Raw genomic sequence first — 14,283 nt, 5'->3', positions numbered from 1 at the left:
ATTCTCATTATAGTATAGTGATTAACCCCAGTCAAAAGCATTTCAATCCCAGCTTTAAAAGCCTCCTCTGCTATACTGGGAATCGAGGAGGGATATTGTTGCTGAAATCCATACATCATATTGCAATCATATGTTCAGATTACGAAAAGTCGAAAGCTTTCTACGTACATAAGCTTGGTTTTCAGGTGATTCAAGAAACGTACCGCGAAGAGCGCGGCTCCTATAAGCTTGATTTGTCGCTTAACGGCTCGTATGCCATTGAACTGTTCTCGTTTCCCGACCCGCCCGAACGCCAAACCCGGCCTGAAGCTGCAGGCCTGCGTCACCTCGCCTTTACAGTCAGCAGCTTGGATGAGGCGGTTCAGGCGCTTCATGAAAAAGGGATCGAAACAGAGCCAATCAGAACAGATCCGCTGACCGGAAAGCGTTTCACCTTCTTTTTTGATCCTGACCAGCTTCCTTTAGAACTGTATGAACAATAATATTTTTTGAAGAAAAAAAGGAGAAACCCACTTTCTTTGCCGAATCTTTTCTTGTTTTGTCTAACGGGAAGGGAACCGCATTCTATGGTCGAATACCTAGCTAAAAAGGAGGTATGGGATCATGAATACAAATATGGTAGCAAGTGAACTCGGCGTCTCCGCAAAAACGGTGCAGCGGTGGGTGAAGCAGCTGAATCTCCCGGCCGAACGCAATGAGCTCGGACATTATTCGTTCACGGCAGAAGACGTGAAGGTTCTAAAATCTGTTCAAAAACAAATCTCTGAAGGCACGGCGATTCAGGATATTCATCTGCCGAAAAGCGCTAAAAAGCGCACAGGCTTCCTTGTCCAAAAAACAAATGGCGACACAGAACGAAGAATCGAGCAGCTTGAACAAAAGCTGGACACCCTTTTACAGCAAAGGCAGGACGAAAACGAACTGATAGCAAGGATTTCGGAGCTGGAACGCCAGCTGAAACAAAAAGCCGATGAAGGTGTATCTTACCAGCTGCTTCAGCACCGCAGAGAAATTGATGATATTCTTGCAGACCTGCAATCACTGACCTCACAAATGAAAGAATTCACCGCTCAGCCGATCCCCGAGACCGCTGCTGCTTCTGAAAAAACCAAAACAAGAAAAAAACCGCTGCTGTCACTGTTCAAATTTCAAACCTAAAGCAAAAAGCTCCCCGTAAAGGGAGCTTTTTTTGTTACGCAGTAAGCGCGATAATGATTGGAAGTGAAATCAAAGACAGAATCGCACTGACCACAAACGCAGTCGCAGTTTCTTCTTCTTGTTTCTCGAAACGAGTCGCAATCATGGCTGCAACGGCAGAACCAGGGAATGCAACAAGAAGGATCGCTTTTGTCATTTGGTCAGCTGGAAGTCCGACTGCAAGAGCAATCAGGAACATTAACGCAGGCTGAACCGCAACTTTTAGTAACGCAATACCGATAGCCGGCATACTGAGTTTAATTTTACGAATACCAACGGTAACACCGACAGCAAAGAGAGCAACACCAGATGTTGTGCTTCCAAGCTGATCGAGCATTTTAACACCCAGCTCAGGAAGAGTGAAGTTGAACACCAACACTAAGATCATACTGATTAACGGAGCAGCTGCAAGCGGCTCACAAAGACCATGCAGGATTGATTTTCCTGTCATCTTCCAGAAGCTGTCGCCGCCCTCTTCGTTTTTCTTAGAAGTCTCACCTACAGTAGCAACAATGATCGCGAGCGGATCAAGAATCGCGTTTACCACGATACCTGTGACCGCGATCGGAATCGCAACTTCATTCGCTCCGAATAAGCTTCCCAATACAGGAATACCCATAAACGCGAATGTCGGCTGTGCAGAGTTCAAAGAAAATACAGATGAGTTCGTTAAATCATACTTGAAAATAAATCTGCAAACCAAAAGAATGATGATGTAGAAACCAACAATCCCAATAATTAAAGAAATCATTAAAGGAACTTGTGATAAAAATTCACTTCTGGAAGTTGTCAAAATACCAGCGATAAAGTGAGCTGGAAGTGCGTATTTCGTTACTAACGTACTTACCCCTTTTGCCGACTTGGCATCATAACTTCCAAAATGTCCTGCAAACCAACCCAGCACGATAACAAAGAAGATCGGCGCCAGGAGGATTAAGATATCTAAGATGCTCAAAATATTCTCCTCCAAATCCTATGTCCGTATACTTTAGCTTTACAAAAAGCTTTCCCTCGGACAGAAAAATTTACTCGCTAATTATTTCGCGATGATTTTTTTGTATTCCGGTGTCCACATTGCATTAAGAACCGCTTGTTTCACATCTTCAGGCTGACGATTTGCCACGCCGTCTTTAATTGCTGCTTCAGCAACGGCAATCGCAACTTGAATAGAAACCTCTTGAAGCTTATCAATGCTTGGCAGCAGCCCTGCTCCAGGTGTTTCAAGATCAACCATTTCAGCAATCGCATCAGCAGTTGCAGCAAACATAGCAGGTGTAATGATACGCGCTTCAGCTACAATTGAACCAAGTCCAAGACCAGGGAACGCGAATGCGTTGTTAGATTGTCCGATCTCATAAGAAACACCGTTGTATTCTACATTGTCAAATGGGCTTCCTGTTGCAATAAGCACTTTTCCGTCAGTCCATTTGAACAGGTCTTCAGGAACTGCTTCAGCAAGGTGAGTCGGGTTAGACATCGGCATGATAACCGGACGGTCTACGTGAGATGCCATTTCTTTTACAATTTCCTCTGTGAACGCACCTGAAACCCCTGAAGTGCCAATCAAGATCGTTGGTTTCGCTTGGCGAACCACTTCATCGAATGGAATTTGACCTTTTTCATCGCGCTTCCAGTCTTTCACTTCATCCGCATTGCGAAGGTAAGGTTTTTGGAAATCAAGGATGCCTTCGATGTCTTCAGTCAGCAAGCCTCTGTAATCAAGTGTGTAGAAACGTTTGTTAGCTTCTTCTTCAGACAATCCGGCAAGCACCATTGTGTCACGGATTTGGTCAGCAATACCGATACCGGCAGAACCAGCACCGAAAATAACAACACGCTGATCTTTAATAGAAGCGCCTGTTTTCTTCATAGCGGCAAGCACACCAGCAAGTGTAATCGCGCCAGTACCTTGAATATCATCATTAAATGTCAGGATTTCATGATTGTATTTCTTCATGATATTGCGTGCATTTTTGTTGCCAAGGTCTTCCCAGTGAAGAAGCGCTTTAGGGAAGAATTTCAATGCAGCTTTTACATAAGCGTCAATGAAAGCTTCATAGCGTTCACCTTGAACACGTTCATGCTTGTTCCCAATATATAAAGGATCGTTTAGAAGCTTTTCGTTGTTCGTACCGACATCAAGCACAACCGGGATAACACGGCTAGGGTCAATACCAGCTGCAGCAGTGTAAACAGCTAATTTACCGATAGCGATGTTAATACCGCCTACACCCCAGTCACCGATACCGAGAATGCTTTCAGAGTCAGTAGCAACGATAAGATCAATATCGCCTGCTGTCGCATGAAGGTTTTCAAACGCTTTTTCAATACCGTCAATGTTGTCGATTGACAAGTAGATTCCTTGAGGTCTTCTATATTCATGGCTGTACTCCTGAATCGCTTCACCAACTGTTGGTGTGTACACAACAGGAAGCATTTCGCGAAGATGGTTTTGCAGCAATTTATAGAAAAGAACTTCATTGCGGTTTGCAAGATCACTTAAGTAAACATTTTGACGAAGGCGGTCAGGCTGCGCTTGGAACTGCTCGTACGCGCGTTGTGCTTGTTGATCAAGAGAAAGTACAGTTGGCGGAAGAAGCCCTTCTAAGCCAAGTTCTTGTCTTTCTTCTAGTGAAAAAGCAACGCCTTTATTTAAAGTAGGAATAGATAAAACTTCTTTTCCTCTAAGAGTTGTTTCTAAGTGCCCTTCTTTGGTTTTTTTTATGTTATTCAAGCAAATCTCCTTCTTTCTTGAAATAGTTAACCAAGTTAAGTAATAACCCATCTAAAATATGACCGATCATGATCTTTATGCGACTTTGTGACAATTATTCGAACAATGTCTCAAAACTATTTACATTACGTAAGCTATTGTATGCCTGTCAAAATCAAAATTCAAGGGAAGAAAATTACTTAATTTTTTAATATACTTAATTAAATTTTTTAATTGAATATTATCAGAATATAAAAAAAACACCGGTGTTTTCAGCCGGTGCTTTCTATCTTTATACCCATGTTTTGGACTATTTTTTAGATTTTCCTGGGACTTCGTGATGATGTCTGCATCTGGCTTCATACGATTCAGAGGCACCAACCAAAATGACCGGATCATCGTAAGAAGCCGGTTTGCCGTCAATGAGGCGCTGTGTTCTGCTCGCCGGTGATCCGCAGACAGAACAAACGGCTTGCAGCTTTGTCACACTTTCTGCAATCGCCATAATATTCGGCACGACGCCGAACGGCTCTCCCCTAAAATCCATATCGAGGCCCGCTGCTATCACACGGTAGCCTTTGTCGGCAAGAGATGATAAAACCTCAACAATTTCCTGATCAAAAAACTGCACTTCATCAACCGCAATCACATCTGTACTTTCACTGATGTGATCCCAAATGTCAGCAGCAGACGAAATGGCGTAGCTCGTCATTGATGTTCCATTATGGGAGACAACAGCAGCTTCGCTGTATCGGTTATCAATCACAGGCTTAAATACCCTGACTTCCTGCTTGGCGTAAGTCGCTCTCTTCACTCTTCTGATCAGCTCTTCAGATTTCCCCGAGAACATGCTGCCGCAAATCAGCTCAAGCCACCCGCTTTGTTTCATTATGTACATAGGCTTCGCCCCCCCTCTCTCTGCTAGCTGTGCTTTAGACAATATAAAAAACAGGCAAGATTGCTTCTTGCCTGTTGAGAAATCTATTATTACTTAAGACCGTATTTTTTGTTAAAGCGATCAACACGACCATCAGCAGAAGCGAATTTTTGACGACCAGTGTAGAATGGGTGGCATTCAGAGCAAATCTCAACGCGTACCTCTTCTTTTACTGAGCCTGTTTCAAATTCATTTCCGCAAGCGCATTTAACTGTTGCTTTTTTGAAATTAGGATGAATTCCTGCTTTCATTGTATCCATCTCCTTCCGCCCTGAATCCCGTGTGGAAACAGAGTTATTATTTCGGAGCGTTGTCCGAAACGCATATGAGAAAATTATATCAGTGATTTACTTCTTTTGCAAATACAATTTACCTTCTTGCAGATGATAGATTTGCCTGTTTCCATTCTTGATTGAGAATATCGAAAAATTCCTGGTTTGTTTTGGTTTTTTTCATTTTTCTCATGAACTTTTCTGCGAAATCAGGTGAATCAGACATCGTTTTGCGGATCGACCATAGACGATCAAGATGCTCTTTAGGCACAAGCAGCTCTTCTTTGCGCGTTCCAGAACGGCGGATATCAATGGCAGGGAAGATGCGGCGCTCTGCCAGAGAGCGGTCAAGGTGAAGCTCCATGTTGCCTGTTCCCTTGAATTCCTCATAAATAACGTCATCCATACGTGATCCTGTATCAACCAGAGCCGTAGCAAGGATGGTTAAGCTGCCGCCCTCTTCGATATTTCTCGCAGCCCCGAAGAAGCGTTTCGGACGGTGGAACGCCGCTGGGTCAATCCCTCCGGAGAGCGTTCTTCCGCTTGGCGGAATCACTAAGTTGTAGGCGCGGGCAAGCCGAGTGATACTATCCATCAGGATGATGACGTCTTTTTTATGTTCCACGAGACGCATCGCGCGTTCAAGCACAAGCTCGGCCACTTTAATATGGTTTTCCGGCACTTCATCAAACGTTGAGCTGACGACATCCCCAGCTACAGAACGCTCGATATCGGTTACTTCCTCAGGTCTTTCATCAATTAAAAGCACGATTAGCTCTGCTTCAGGCTGGTTCGCTGTAATGCTGTTGGCAATTTCCTTCAGCAACATCGTTTTTCCGGCTTTCGGCGGCGCCACAATCAATCCGCGCTGTCCAAATCCGACCGGCGCCATCATGTCCATAATTCTTGTAGACAAGAAGTTCGGCTTTGTTTCAAGCACCATTTGGCGATCTGGATAAAGTGGCGTAAGAGCAGGGAAATGCACACGCTCTTTTGCTGATTCGGGATCATCCCCGTTCACTGCTTCAACGTGCAAAAGTCCATAGTAACGCTCATTTTCTTTTGGCGGGCGAACCTTGCCGGATACTTTGTCTCCGTTCCGCAAATCGAAACGGCGGATTTGTGAAGCTGAGATGTAAATATCTTCTGAGCTTGGAGAGTAGTTGATCGGTCTCAGGAAGCCGAAACCTTCAGACTGGATGATCTCAAGTACGCCTTCCATAAACAACAGGTCTTCCTGTTCTGCATTCGCTTTCAGAATGGCGAAAATGAGTTCTTTTTTTGTCAGTTTACTGTAATAGGAGATTTTATAATGTCTTGCAAGTTCATAAAGCTCTTTCAATTTCATATTTTCCAATGAGGAAATAGATACGTCTTTCATAAAAACACCACGCTTTTCATAGTCAATATCTTACTCTGAACATGTCATCTGCTGCTTTTGCACAACATCCGCCAAAGCACATTCTTTTTTTAACATAAAGGAACTTCTATCGGTAACACTTCCACCCATGATCGGCGCTTTTGTTAAAAGGATTGTCTTAATGAGTTTTGAAGGAAGCGAGGACAAAAACATGAGAAGATCAATACTTATATCGTCTGTATGCGGTAGAAATTGAAACTTTCCTAGTGCTTAAAAGAAGGTATTACGCAGTAAAATTCGCAGCACTCTTTATTTTTACCTTATTTCAAAAAATTATTCAACTGAAATAAGGTTTTGACATGGAATTGATAGAGTTGACGCTTTTCTGCAAAAGTTAAAGCGGGCTCTCACCCGCTTTTTCTGTTTGTTATGGACGGATTACAAGATTTGGTTTCTTTTTCAAGCTGTGTCTGCCGTCAACGAAACGGACAGTGCCTGATTTTGCACGGATAACTAAGCTTTCAGTTGTTCCGACAGAGCCTTTAAATTGAACTCCTTTTAACAGCTCGCCGTCAGTAACCCCTGTAGCTGCAAAAATCGCGTCATCACCCTTCACAAGGTCTTCCATGCGAAGGACTTTGCTTAAATCAAGGCCCATTTTATGACAGCGTGTGATTTCTTCTTCGTTTTGCGGAAGAAGTTTACCAATGATTTCTCCGCCGAGCGCTTTTAGCGCGACAGCGGATAACACACCCTCAGGAGCGCCGCCTGATCCGAACAGGATGTCAACGCCCGTGTGGTCGAAAGCCGTGTTGATGGCGCCAGCGACATCGCCGTCATTGATCAATTTGATTCTGGCGCCGGCCTCACGAAGCTCGGAAATGATTTTTTCGTGTCTTTCACGGTTTAAAATGGTGGCAACGACATCCTCAACGTCCTTGTTTTTTGCTTTTGCCACCGCTTTAAGGTTGTCAATGACAGGTGCTTCAATATCTATGCAGCCCACCGCCTCCGGACCGACTGCAATTTTTTGCATATACATGTCAGGAGCATTCAGCAGCGTGCCATGGTCTGCTACCGCGATCACCGTCAGCGCGTTCCAGCCGCCGCTTGCTAAGATGTTTGTGCCTTCAAGAGGGTCAACTGCGACATCAACGCGCGGGCCGTACCCGTTTCCGAGTTTTTCCCCGATATACAGCATTGGCGCTTCGTCCATTTCTCCCTCACCGATTACAACGGTCCCTTTCATCGGCACTGTATCAAAAACGTCTCTCATTGCACTTGTTGCCGCTTCATCAGCCTCGTCCTTTTTTCCCCGGCCCATCCATCTCGCCGATGCTAATGCCGCAGCTTCGGTTACACGTACCAATTCCATTGATAAACTTCTTTCCATTTCAACACGATCTCCTCTCACAAGAAACCATTATGAATTTTGAAGCTGTTCTATTTCTTCGTCTGTCATTCTTTCACGCCAAATTGTCGCTCCAAGCCCCTCAAGCTTCTTCTCAAGGCTGCTGTAGCCGCGGTCAATATGCTCCAGTCCTGTAATTTCCGTGACGCCGTCAGCCATCAGTCCGGCTACCACCAAGCAGGCACCGGCACGAAGATCGCTCGCCTTCACTTTTGCGCCTTGAAGCTCGACAGGACCTGTGATGATGGCGGATCTGCCTTCCACTTTCATATTGGCACCCATCCGTCTCAGCTCATCAATGTGCTTGAATCTTGCCGAGTAGATGGTGTCTGTAACGACGCTTGTCCCTTTTGCCCTTGTCAGAAGCGCCGTCATCGGCTGCTGTAAATCCGTCGGAAACCCCGGATATACGAGGGTTTTGACGTCAACCGGCTTTAAGTTCTTCTGCCCGCCGACAATAAGAAGCTGGTCGTCGCTTGTTTCGATATGATAGCCCATTTCTCTCAGCTTTGCCGTTAACGACTCAAGATGAGTGGGAATGACGTTATCGATAATGACTTCCTTGCCCATTGCAGCGCCCGCAATCATAAATGTCCCGGCTTCAATTCTGTCCGGTATGATCGTATGCTTGCAGCCGTGCAGTTCCTGAACGCCGTCGATTCGGATCACATTGGTGCCCGCGCCTTTGATTTTGGCGCCCATGCTTGTAAGCAATGTCGCGACGTCAATAATCTCTGGCTCTTTGGCAGCGTTTTCGATAATCGTTTTCCCTTCTGCCAAAACAGCGGCGAGCATAATGTTAATCGTTGCTCCTACGCTTACGACATCTAAATAAATCCGTGCGCCTCTCAGCCTTTCAGCTCGCAAATAAATGGCGCCTTGTTCATTGGTTACTTCAGCTCCGAGCGCCTCAAAGCCTTTGATATGCTGATCAATCGGGCGGGGCCCTAAGTGACAGCCGCCAGGCAATCCAATGACTGCTTGCTTGAAGCGGCCTAGCATCGCCCCCATTAAATAATACGACGCGCGAAGCTTTTTTACTTTCCCGTTAGGAAGCGGCATGCTGATCATCGATGTAGGGTCAACAACCATTTCCCCATTCTCAAAATGCACGTTGCCGCCGATTTCCTTTAACAGGTCACGCAGCGTTTCAATATCTGAAATCTCTGGAAGCCCTTCAATTGTCACCTCGGAATTTGCCAAAATGGTTGCAGGTATTAACGCAACAGCGCTGTTTTTAGCGCCACTGATATGTACTGTACCGTTTAACGAGTCACCGCCGGCAATATTCAACTTTTCCATGATAGTCTCCTTCCATAAGAAGATAGCTGCGGAGCTAAATAAAATGTCATTTTATTCTGTCTCTGCAAATAAAGCTCATGTCCAAAATCTAGCCAATTCGAAGAGAAAGAATACAACACATTGTAAAATATCAGGAAGAAAATAGCGAAGCTTTGCGGGGCACAGGTTTCAAAAGTTGCACAGAGACCCGCCGGCTTAAGAGACATCGTCTTCATCCGGCAAAAGCAGTACGCAAACCCTTCATTCCGATATCAGCTTCTGCAGCCCAATGATTCCTTCTCTGTAAAGCGGCGTCAGCATCTGAAGGTCCGCTGTATCAGGTCGGTGAAAAACAAAGGCCGCGGCAAACAGGCATAAAGCTGTTTGCCGCCCCTTCATTATTTGTTCCAGTCTGCAAGGAATTGTTCGATTCCTTTGTCTGTTAACGGGTGTTTAGTGAGCGCATGAATGACTTTCAGCGGCATTGTGCCGATGTGAGCCCCTCTTAAAGCGGCTTCTGTCACGTGCTGCGGGTGGCGGATAGACGCTGCAATGATTTGCGTGTCAAGTCCGTGAATGTCAAAAATCTGTTTAACTTCTGAAATCAGGTCAAGTCCATTGTGGCCGATGTCATCTAAACGTCCCAGGAATGGAGATACATACGTCGCCCCCGCTCTTGCAGCAAGAAGCGCCTGGTTGGCATTGAAGATCAATGTAACGTTTGTTTTGATGCCTAAGTCAGTAAGTGCTCTCACCGCTTTTAAACCGTCAGACGTCATTGGAATTTTGACCGTAATGTTCGGAGCGATTTTCGCCAGTTCTTTTCCTTCCTCGATCATTTCCTCAGCTTTCAAAGAAATAACCTCTGCGCTTACAGACCCTTTCACGACGTCTGTAATCTCGCGAAGACGGTCGTGGAATGATACGTTAGCTTCCTTTGCTACTAAACTAGGGTTCGTCGTAACACCGGCGAGAATTCCTAATTCATTCGCTTCTTTAATTTCATCGATATTCGCTGTATCAACAAAGAATAACATTTTCAAAAAGCCTCCCTGATTAAGAAATTTTCTGAACTGTGAATTATGATTGCGCTTTCTATAGATAGACGGAAAACCGCCTGTCAAGCTGTCAGGCGGCTATAAAAAGTTCCAATTGAATTAAGCTTGGTTTGAAGAACCAAATTCACGCATTTTACCGATAACTGTTTCTTTGATCGCTTCACGAGCTGGTCCAAGATATTTACGTGGATCGTACTCGTCAGGCTTAGCTGCCAATGTTTCGCGAACAGCTTTTGCAGAAGAAATTTGGTTTTCAGTATTCACGTTGATTTTAGCTGTACCAAGTGAAATTGATTTTTTGATGTCAGCAGTCGGAATTCCAGTACCGCCGTGAAGAACTAGCGGAAGACCAGTTGATTTCCCGATTTCTTCCATTTCTTTGAAACCAAGGTTTGGTTCGCCTTTGTAAGGGCCGTGAACAGAACCTAATGCAGGTGCAAGGCAGTCGATGCCAGTGCGCTCAACAAGCTCTTGGCACTCTTTAGGGTCAGCGTAGATTACGCCTTCAGCGATAACGTCATCTTCTTGTCCGCCTACTGTTCCAAGCTCAGCTTCTACAGATACTCCGTGGAAATGAGCAAGCTCAACAACTTTAGCAGTTGTTGCTACGTTTTCTTCAAATGGATGGTGAGAAGCGTCGATCATTACAGATGTGAAACCTGCATGAATCGCTTTCGCACAAGATTCAAAGCTTGAACCGTGGTCTAAGTGAATCGCAACAGGAACTGTCACTTTGTACTCTTCCATAAGTGCTTTTACCATAGCAACGACTGTTTTGAAGCCGCCCATGTAGCGTCCCGCACCTTCGGAAACACCAAGGATCACTGGAGATTTTTCTTCTTCAGCTGCTTGTAAAATCGCTTGAGTAAACTCAAGGTTGTTTAAGTTAAATTGTCCTACAGCGTACCCTTTTTCTTTAGCTGTATTCAACATTTCCGTCATAGAAACTAAAGGCATGTCGAATGTCCTCCTTATGTAGCCTGATTGTCTTCTAGCGAAAAAAGCTTTCCACCCTAGCATGACCCATATATTGCTGTCATATGTAAATACTCAGATCGCTTTTTCTCCATAACTAGGATACCAACTTTTCGACAAATCGGCAACACAATGACATCATTCATTTGTTTCTTCTTTTTGTCAGTTAGACTTCAGGGGCAGATATTTTTTGACGGCATCTCTGATTTCGTCGATGTCAAACGGCTTTGCAAAGTGCGTCAGAGCGCCCAATTCCTTTGATTCCTGGATCATGTCGAGCTCTCCGTATGCCGTCATGATAATGACCCGGATGTTTTCGTCAATGACCTTCATCCGTTTTAGGATTTCGATTCCGTCCATGCCGGGAATTTTCATGTCTAAAAGCACAAGATCGGGCCGTTCTTTTGTCACAATGTCAAGCGCCTGCAGGCCGTTTGCAGCCTGAAACGTCTGGTAGCCTTCTTTATTGAACACTTCATTAAGCAAAATACGAATGCCGTATTGATCATCAACGATTAAAATTTTTTCATTCATCATTTTACACCCCAATATTATGATTTTCGTCAAAAGTAAGCAGTAGTGTATGTATTCTGTTTGATTTTCCTATTTCCTTTAATTATAATAGTCTACTTTACGACATTTTCTGAGCATTTTCTCTTTTGTTGTATACTGATATTGTACGTTATAAAGGAGGATTCACTTATGTTGAAAATATTTACGACGCAGTTAACAGGTATTTTTTTCCGCATTCAGGATAAGGAATCTGACGCGATTGAAGATGGGGCGCGGCTGCTTGCTCAAGCGGTGATCAGCGGGCATTCCATTTATTTATACGGAGCGAATGAGCTTCAGGGCGTCTTTTATGAGGCCACTGAAAGCAAAGAACCCTTTCCATCTGTCAAAGCCTTTCCAGAAAGCGCTGAAGAAGTGACAGAAAGCGACAGGGTGCTGATGTTTTGCTCGGGGCCGGGCACAGCCGAAGAGCAGGCGCTCGCAAAAGAGCTGTATGAAAAAGGCGCGGGAGTCGTATGCGTTTCGCCCGCAGCCAAAGATAGCGCGGGAATAGAACAGTATTGTGATGTGCATATTGATTCTAAATTAAAAATGCCGCTTGTTCCCGATGAAGACGGCACCCGTTACGGATTTCCCTCTTTAATGACGGCACTGTATGTCTATCACGCTTTATCGTTTACCCTAAAAGAAATTCTGCAAGAGTATGCATAATATCTTATTGTACATGCTTGATCTTGCCGGAAACAAATAAAAAAGACTTGCCCGCTTTTGACAAACGGCAAGTCTTTTTTTGTTACTTCTGATTCGCAGCTTCGACAGACGCTCCGATAAAGCCTTTGAATAGAGGCTGAGGTCTTGTCGGTCTTGACTTGAACTCTGGGTGGAACTGAGAAGCCACGAACCAAGGGTGTTCTTTCAGCTCGATGATTTCAACAAGGCGTCCGTCAGGGCTTGTGCCTGAGAATACGAAGCCTTGCTCTTCCATTTGCTGTCTGAATTCATTGTTAAACTCATAGCGATGGCGGTGGCGCTCGTACACCACTTCATCCTGATACACTTCAAAGGCTTTCGTGCCTTCTTCAAGCTTACAAGGGTAAAGGCCGAGACGAAGCGTTCCTCCGAGATCCTCAACATCCTTCTGTTCAGGAAGAAGGTCAATGATCGGGTATTGAGTTGACGGATCAATTTCCGCTGAGTGAGCGCCTTTTAAGCCCAATACGTTTCGTGCGTATTCAATAGACGCCACCTGCATGCCCAAGCAAATGCCCAAGAACGGAATATTGTTTTCTCGCGCGTATTTTGTTGCGACGATTTTGCCTTCAACACCGCGGTCTCCGAATCCGCCCGGCACAATGATGCCGTCAGTTCCGCTTGTGAGTTCTGCGATATTGTTTTCTGTCACTTCTTCCGCGTTGATCCATTTCACTTTTACATCTGTGTCAAACGCATAGCCCGCATGGCGAAGGGACTCGACAACAGAAATGTATGCGTCAGGAAGCTCAACATATTTGCCGACAAGGCCGATTGTAATCGTTTGAGACAGGTTGCTGACCTTGTTAACAAGCTCTTTCCACTCGGACATTTCCGCTTCTTCGCATGCCAATTTCATGTGCTCGCAAACAAGCTTATCAAGCCCTTGTTTTTGAAGCTCAAGCGGAATGGAGTAGAGGTTGTCCGCATCTTCACATTCAATAACCGCTTTTGTATCGATGTCGCAGAATAGCGCGATTTTATCTTTCATGTCTTGAGAAATCGGCATTTCTGTACGAACGACGATAATGTTTGGCTGAATGCCCAAGCTGCGCAATTCTTTTACGCTGTGCTGTGTCGGTTTTGTTTTTAATTCCCCAGCAGCTTTAATGTAAGGGACAAGCGTACAGTGGATGTACATTACGTTTTCACGGCCGATGTCGCTCTTCATTTGGCGGATTGCTTCAAGGAATGGCAATGATTCGATGTCTCCGACAGTACCGCCGATTTCTGTAATAACGACATCTGCGTTTGTCTCTTTTCCTGCGCGGTAAACACGGTCTTTCAATTCGTTTGTGATGTGCGGGATGACCTGTACGGTTCCGCCAAGGTAATCTCCGCGGCGTTCTTTTTTAAGAACTGTTGAATAGATTTTACCTGTTGTCACGTTGCTGAATTTATTCAGATTAATGTCGATAAAACGCTCATAGTGACCAAGGTCCAAGTCTGTTTCAGCGCCGTCATCCGTTACGAATACTTCACCGTGCTGGTACGGGCTCATTGTTCCCGGGTCAACATTGATGTATGGATCGAATTTTTGAATCGTCACGTTCAGTCCGCGGTTTTTCAGCAAACGTCCTAATGAAGCTGCTACAATACCCTTTCCAAGTGAGGATACAACTCCCCCGGTTACAAAAATATATTTCGTCATTTCGTTTGCTCCTCTCTTCGCTCTTAGCTACATTTTTAAAATGTACTATTTTATAAAAAATCATTTAGCCTTTTAAATGATTTATAAGAAAAATGAGGGGTGAAAATAAGAAAGCTCCCTTTCAATTTCTTGAAAGGGAGCATAACGTACTATGTTCTCTCTTCG

At 44.7% G+C, this 14,283-nt stretch carries 15 protein-coding genes; 3 read left to right on the top strand and 12 right to left on the bottom strand.

Features of this window, described 5'->3' with window-relative positions; all coding sequences use genetic code 11:
• Positions 1-95: 95 nt before the first annotated feature.
• Both gloA2 and racA read left to right on the top strand, forming a co-directional pair.
• Entirely contained in the window at positions 96-482 is a 387-nt protein-coding gene (gene gloA2, locus BFW96_RS02270) for an SMU1112c/YaeR family gloxylase I-like metalloprotein (protein ID WP_083252780.1), read from the top strand.
• A 121-nt stretch (positions 483-603) separates the two neighbouring features.
• Positions 604-1,158, top strand: a complete 555-nt coding sequence (gene racA, locus BFW96_RS02265; protein WP_069150493.1) for a chromosome-anchoring protein RacA — start codon at positions 604-606, stop codon at positions 1,156-1,158.
• 34 nt (positions 1,159-1,192) lie between these two features.
• Here the strand turns inward: racA and BFW96_RS02260 are convergent, their stop codons facing one another.
• The 11 genes from BFW96_RS02260 to spo0F form a co-directional block, all read right to left on the bottom strand.
• Positions 1,193-2,152 carry an AEC family transporter gene (locus BFW96_RS02260; RefSeq protein WP_014478268.1) on the bottom strand — a complete coding sequence of 320 codons (960 nt, stop codon included), beginning with the start codon at positions 2,150-2,152 and terminating at the stop codon, positions 1,193-1,195.
• Between the two features lie 81 nt (positions 2,153-2,233).
• Entirely contained in the window at positions 2,234-3,931 is a 1,698-nt protein-coding gene (malS, locus tag BFW96_RS02255) for an oxaloacetate-decarboxylating malate dehydrogenase (RefSeq protein ID WP_069838520.1), read from the bottom strand.
• Positions 3,932-4,220: 289 nt separating this feature from the next.
• Complete coding sequence (locus BFW96_RS02250; protein ID WP_014478269.1) at positions 4,221-4,808, bottom strand: thymidine kinase; 588 nt, start codon at positions 4,806-4,808, stop codon at positions 4,221-4,223.
• An 89-nt stretch (positions 4,809-4,897) separates the two neighbouring features.
• Positions 4,898-5,098, bottom strand: a complete 201-nt coding sequence (gene rpmE, locus BFW96_RS02245; RefSeq protein ID WP_003151132.1) for a 50S ribosomal protein L31 — start codon at positions 5,096-5,098, stop codon at positions 4,898-4,900.
• A gap of 118 nt (positions 5,099-5,216) precedes the next feature.
• Positions 5,217-6,500 (bottom strand): transcription termination factor Rho, encoded by a 1,284-nt coding sequence (gene rho, locus BFW96_RS02240; protein ID WP_003221939.1) that lies wholly within the window; start codon positions 6,498-6,500, stop codon positions 5,217-5,219.
• A 30-nt stretch (positions 6,501-6,530) separates the two neighbouring features.
• Positions 6,531-6,692 carry a hypothetical protein gene (locus tag BFW96_RS21375; protein WP_003227632.1) on the bottom strand — a complete coding sequence of 54 codons (162 nt, stop codon included), beginning with the start codon at positions 6,690-6,692 and terminating at the stop codon, positions 6,531-6,533.
• 214 nt (positions 6,693-6,906) lie between these two features.
• A complete protein-coding gene (gene glpX / locus BFW96_RS02230; RefSeq protein ID WP_040081539.1) occupies positions 6,907-7,872 on the bottom strand; it encodes a class II fructose-bisphosphatase in 966 nt (321 codons plus the stop codon).
• Between the two features lie 30 nt (positions 7,873-7,902).
• Positions 7,903-9,192 (bottom strand): UDP-N-acetylglucosamine 1-carboxyvinyltransferase, encoded by a 1,290-nt coding sequence (locus BFW96_RS02225; RefSeq protein ID WP_014665738.1) that lies wholly within the window; start codon positions 9,190-9,192, stop codon positions 7,903-7,905.
• A gap of 377 nt (positions 9,193-9,569) precedes the next feature.
• A complete protein-coding gene (fsa, locus tag BFW96_RS02220) occupies positions 9,570-10,208 on the bottom strand; it encodes a fructose-6-phosphate aldolase (protein ID WP_014665739.1) in 639 nt (212 codons plus the stop codon).
• A 120-nt stretch (positions 10,209-10,328) separates the two neighbouring features.
• A complete protein-coding gene (locus BFW96_RS02215; RefSeq protein ID WP_003243339.1) occupies positions 10,329-11,186 on the bottom strand; it encodes a class II fructose-bisphosphate aldolase in 858 nt (285 codons plus the stop codon).
• 180 nt (positions 11,187-11,366) lie between these two features.
• Entirely contained in the window at positions 11,367-11,741 is a 375-nt protein-coding gene (gene spo0F / locus BFW96_RS02210; protein WP_003227621.1) for a sporulation initiation phosphotransferase Spo0F, read from the bottom strand.
• A 165-nt stretch (positions 11,742-11,906) separates the two neighbouring features.
• On the opposite strand from spo0F, the gene BFW96_RS02205 reads away from it, so the two are divergent.
• Positions 11,907-12,428: a DUF2529 domain-containing protein gene (locus BFW96_RS02205; protein WP_069838519.1), complete on the top strand. Its 522-nt coding sequence runs from the start codon at positions 11,907-11,909 to the stop codon at positions 12,426-12,428.
• Positions 12,429-12,510: 82 nt separating this feature from the next.
• On the opposite strand, the gene pyrG is transcribed toward BFW96_RS02205, so the two are convergent.
• Positions 12,511-14,118: a glutamine hydrolyzing CTP synthase gene (gene pyrG / locus BFW96_RS02200; protein ID WP_069838518.1), complete on the bottom strand. Its 1,608-nt coding sequence runs from the start codon at positions 14,116-14,118 to the stop codon at positions 12,511-12,513.
• Positions 14,119-14,283 lie beyond the last annotated feature (165 nt).

The sequence above is a fragment of the Bacillus sp. F56 genome (assembly GCF_001748205.1).
GTDB lineage: Bacteria > Bacillota > Bacilli > Bacillales > Bacillaceae > Bacillus > Bacillus stercoris.
Note: the sequence above shows the minus strand (reverse complement) of the source record. Positions and strands in the feature narration are given on the sequence as shown.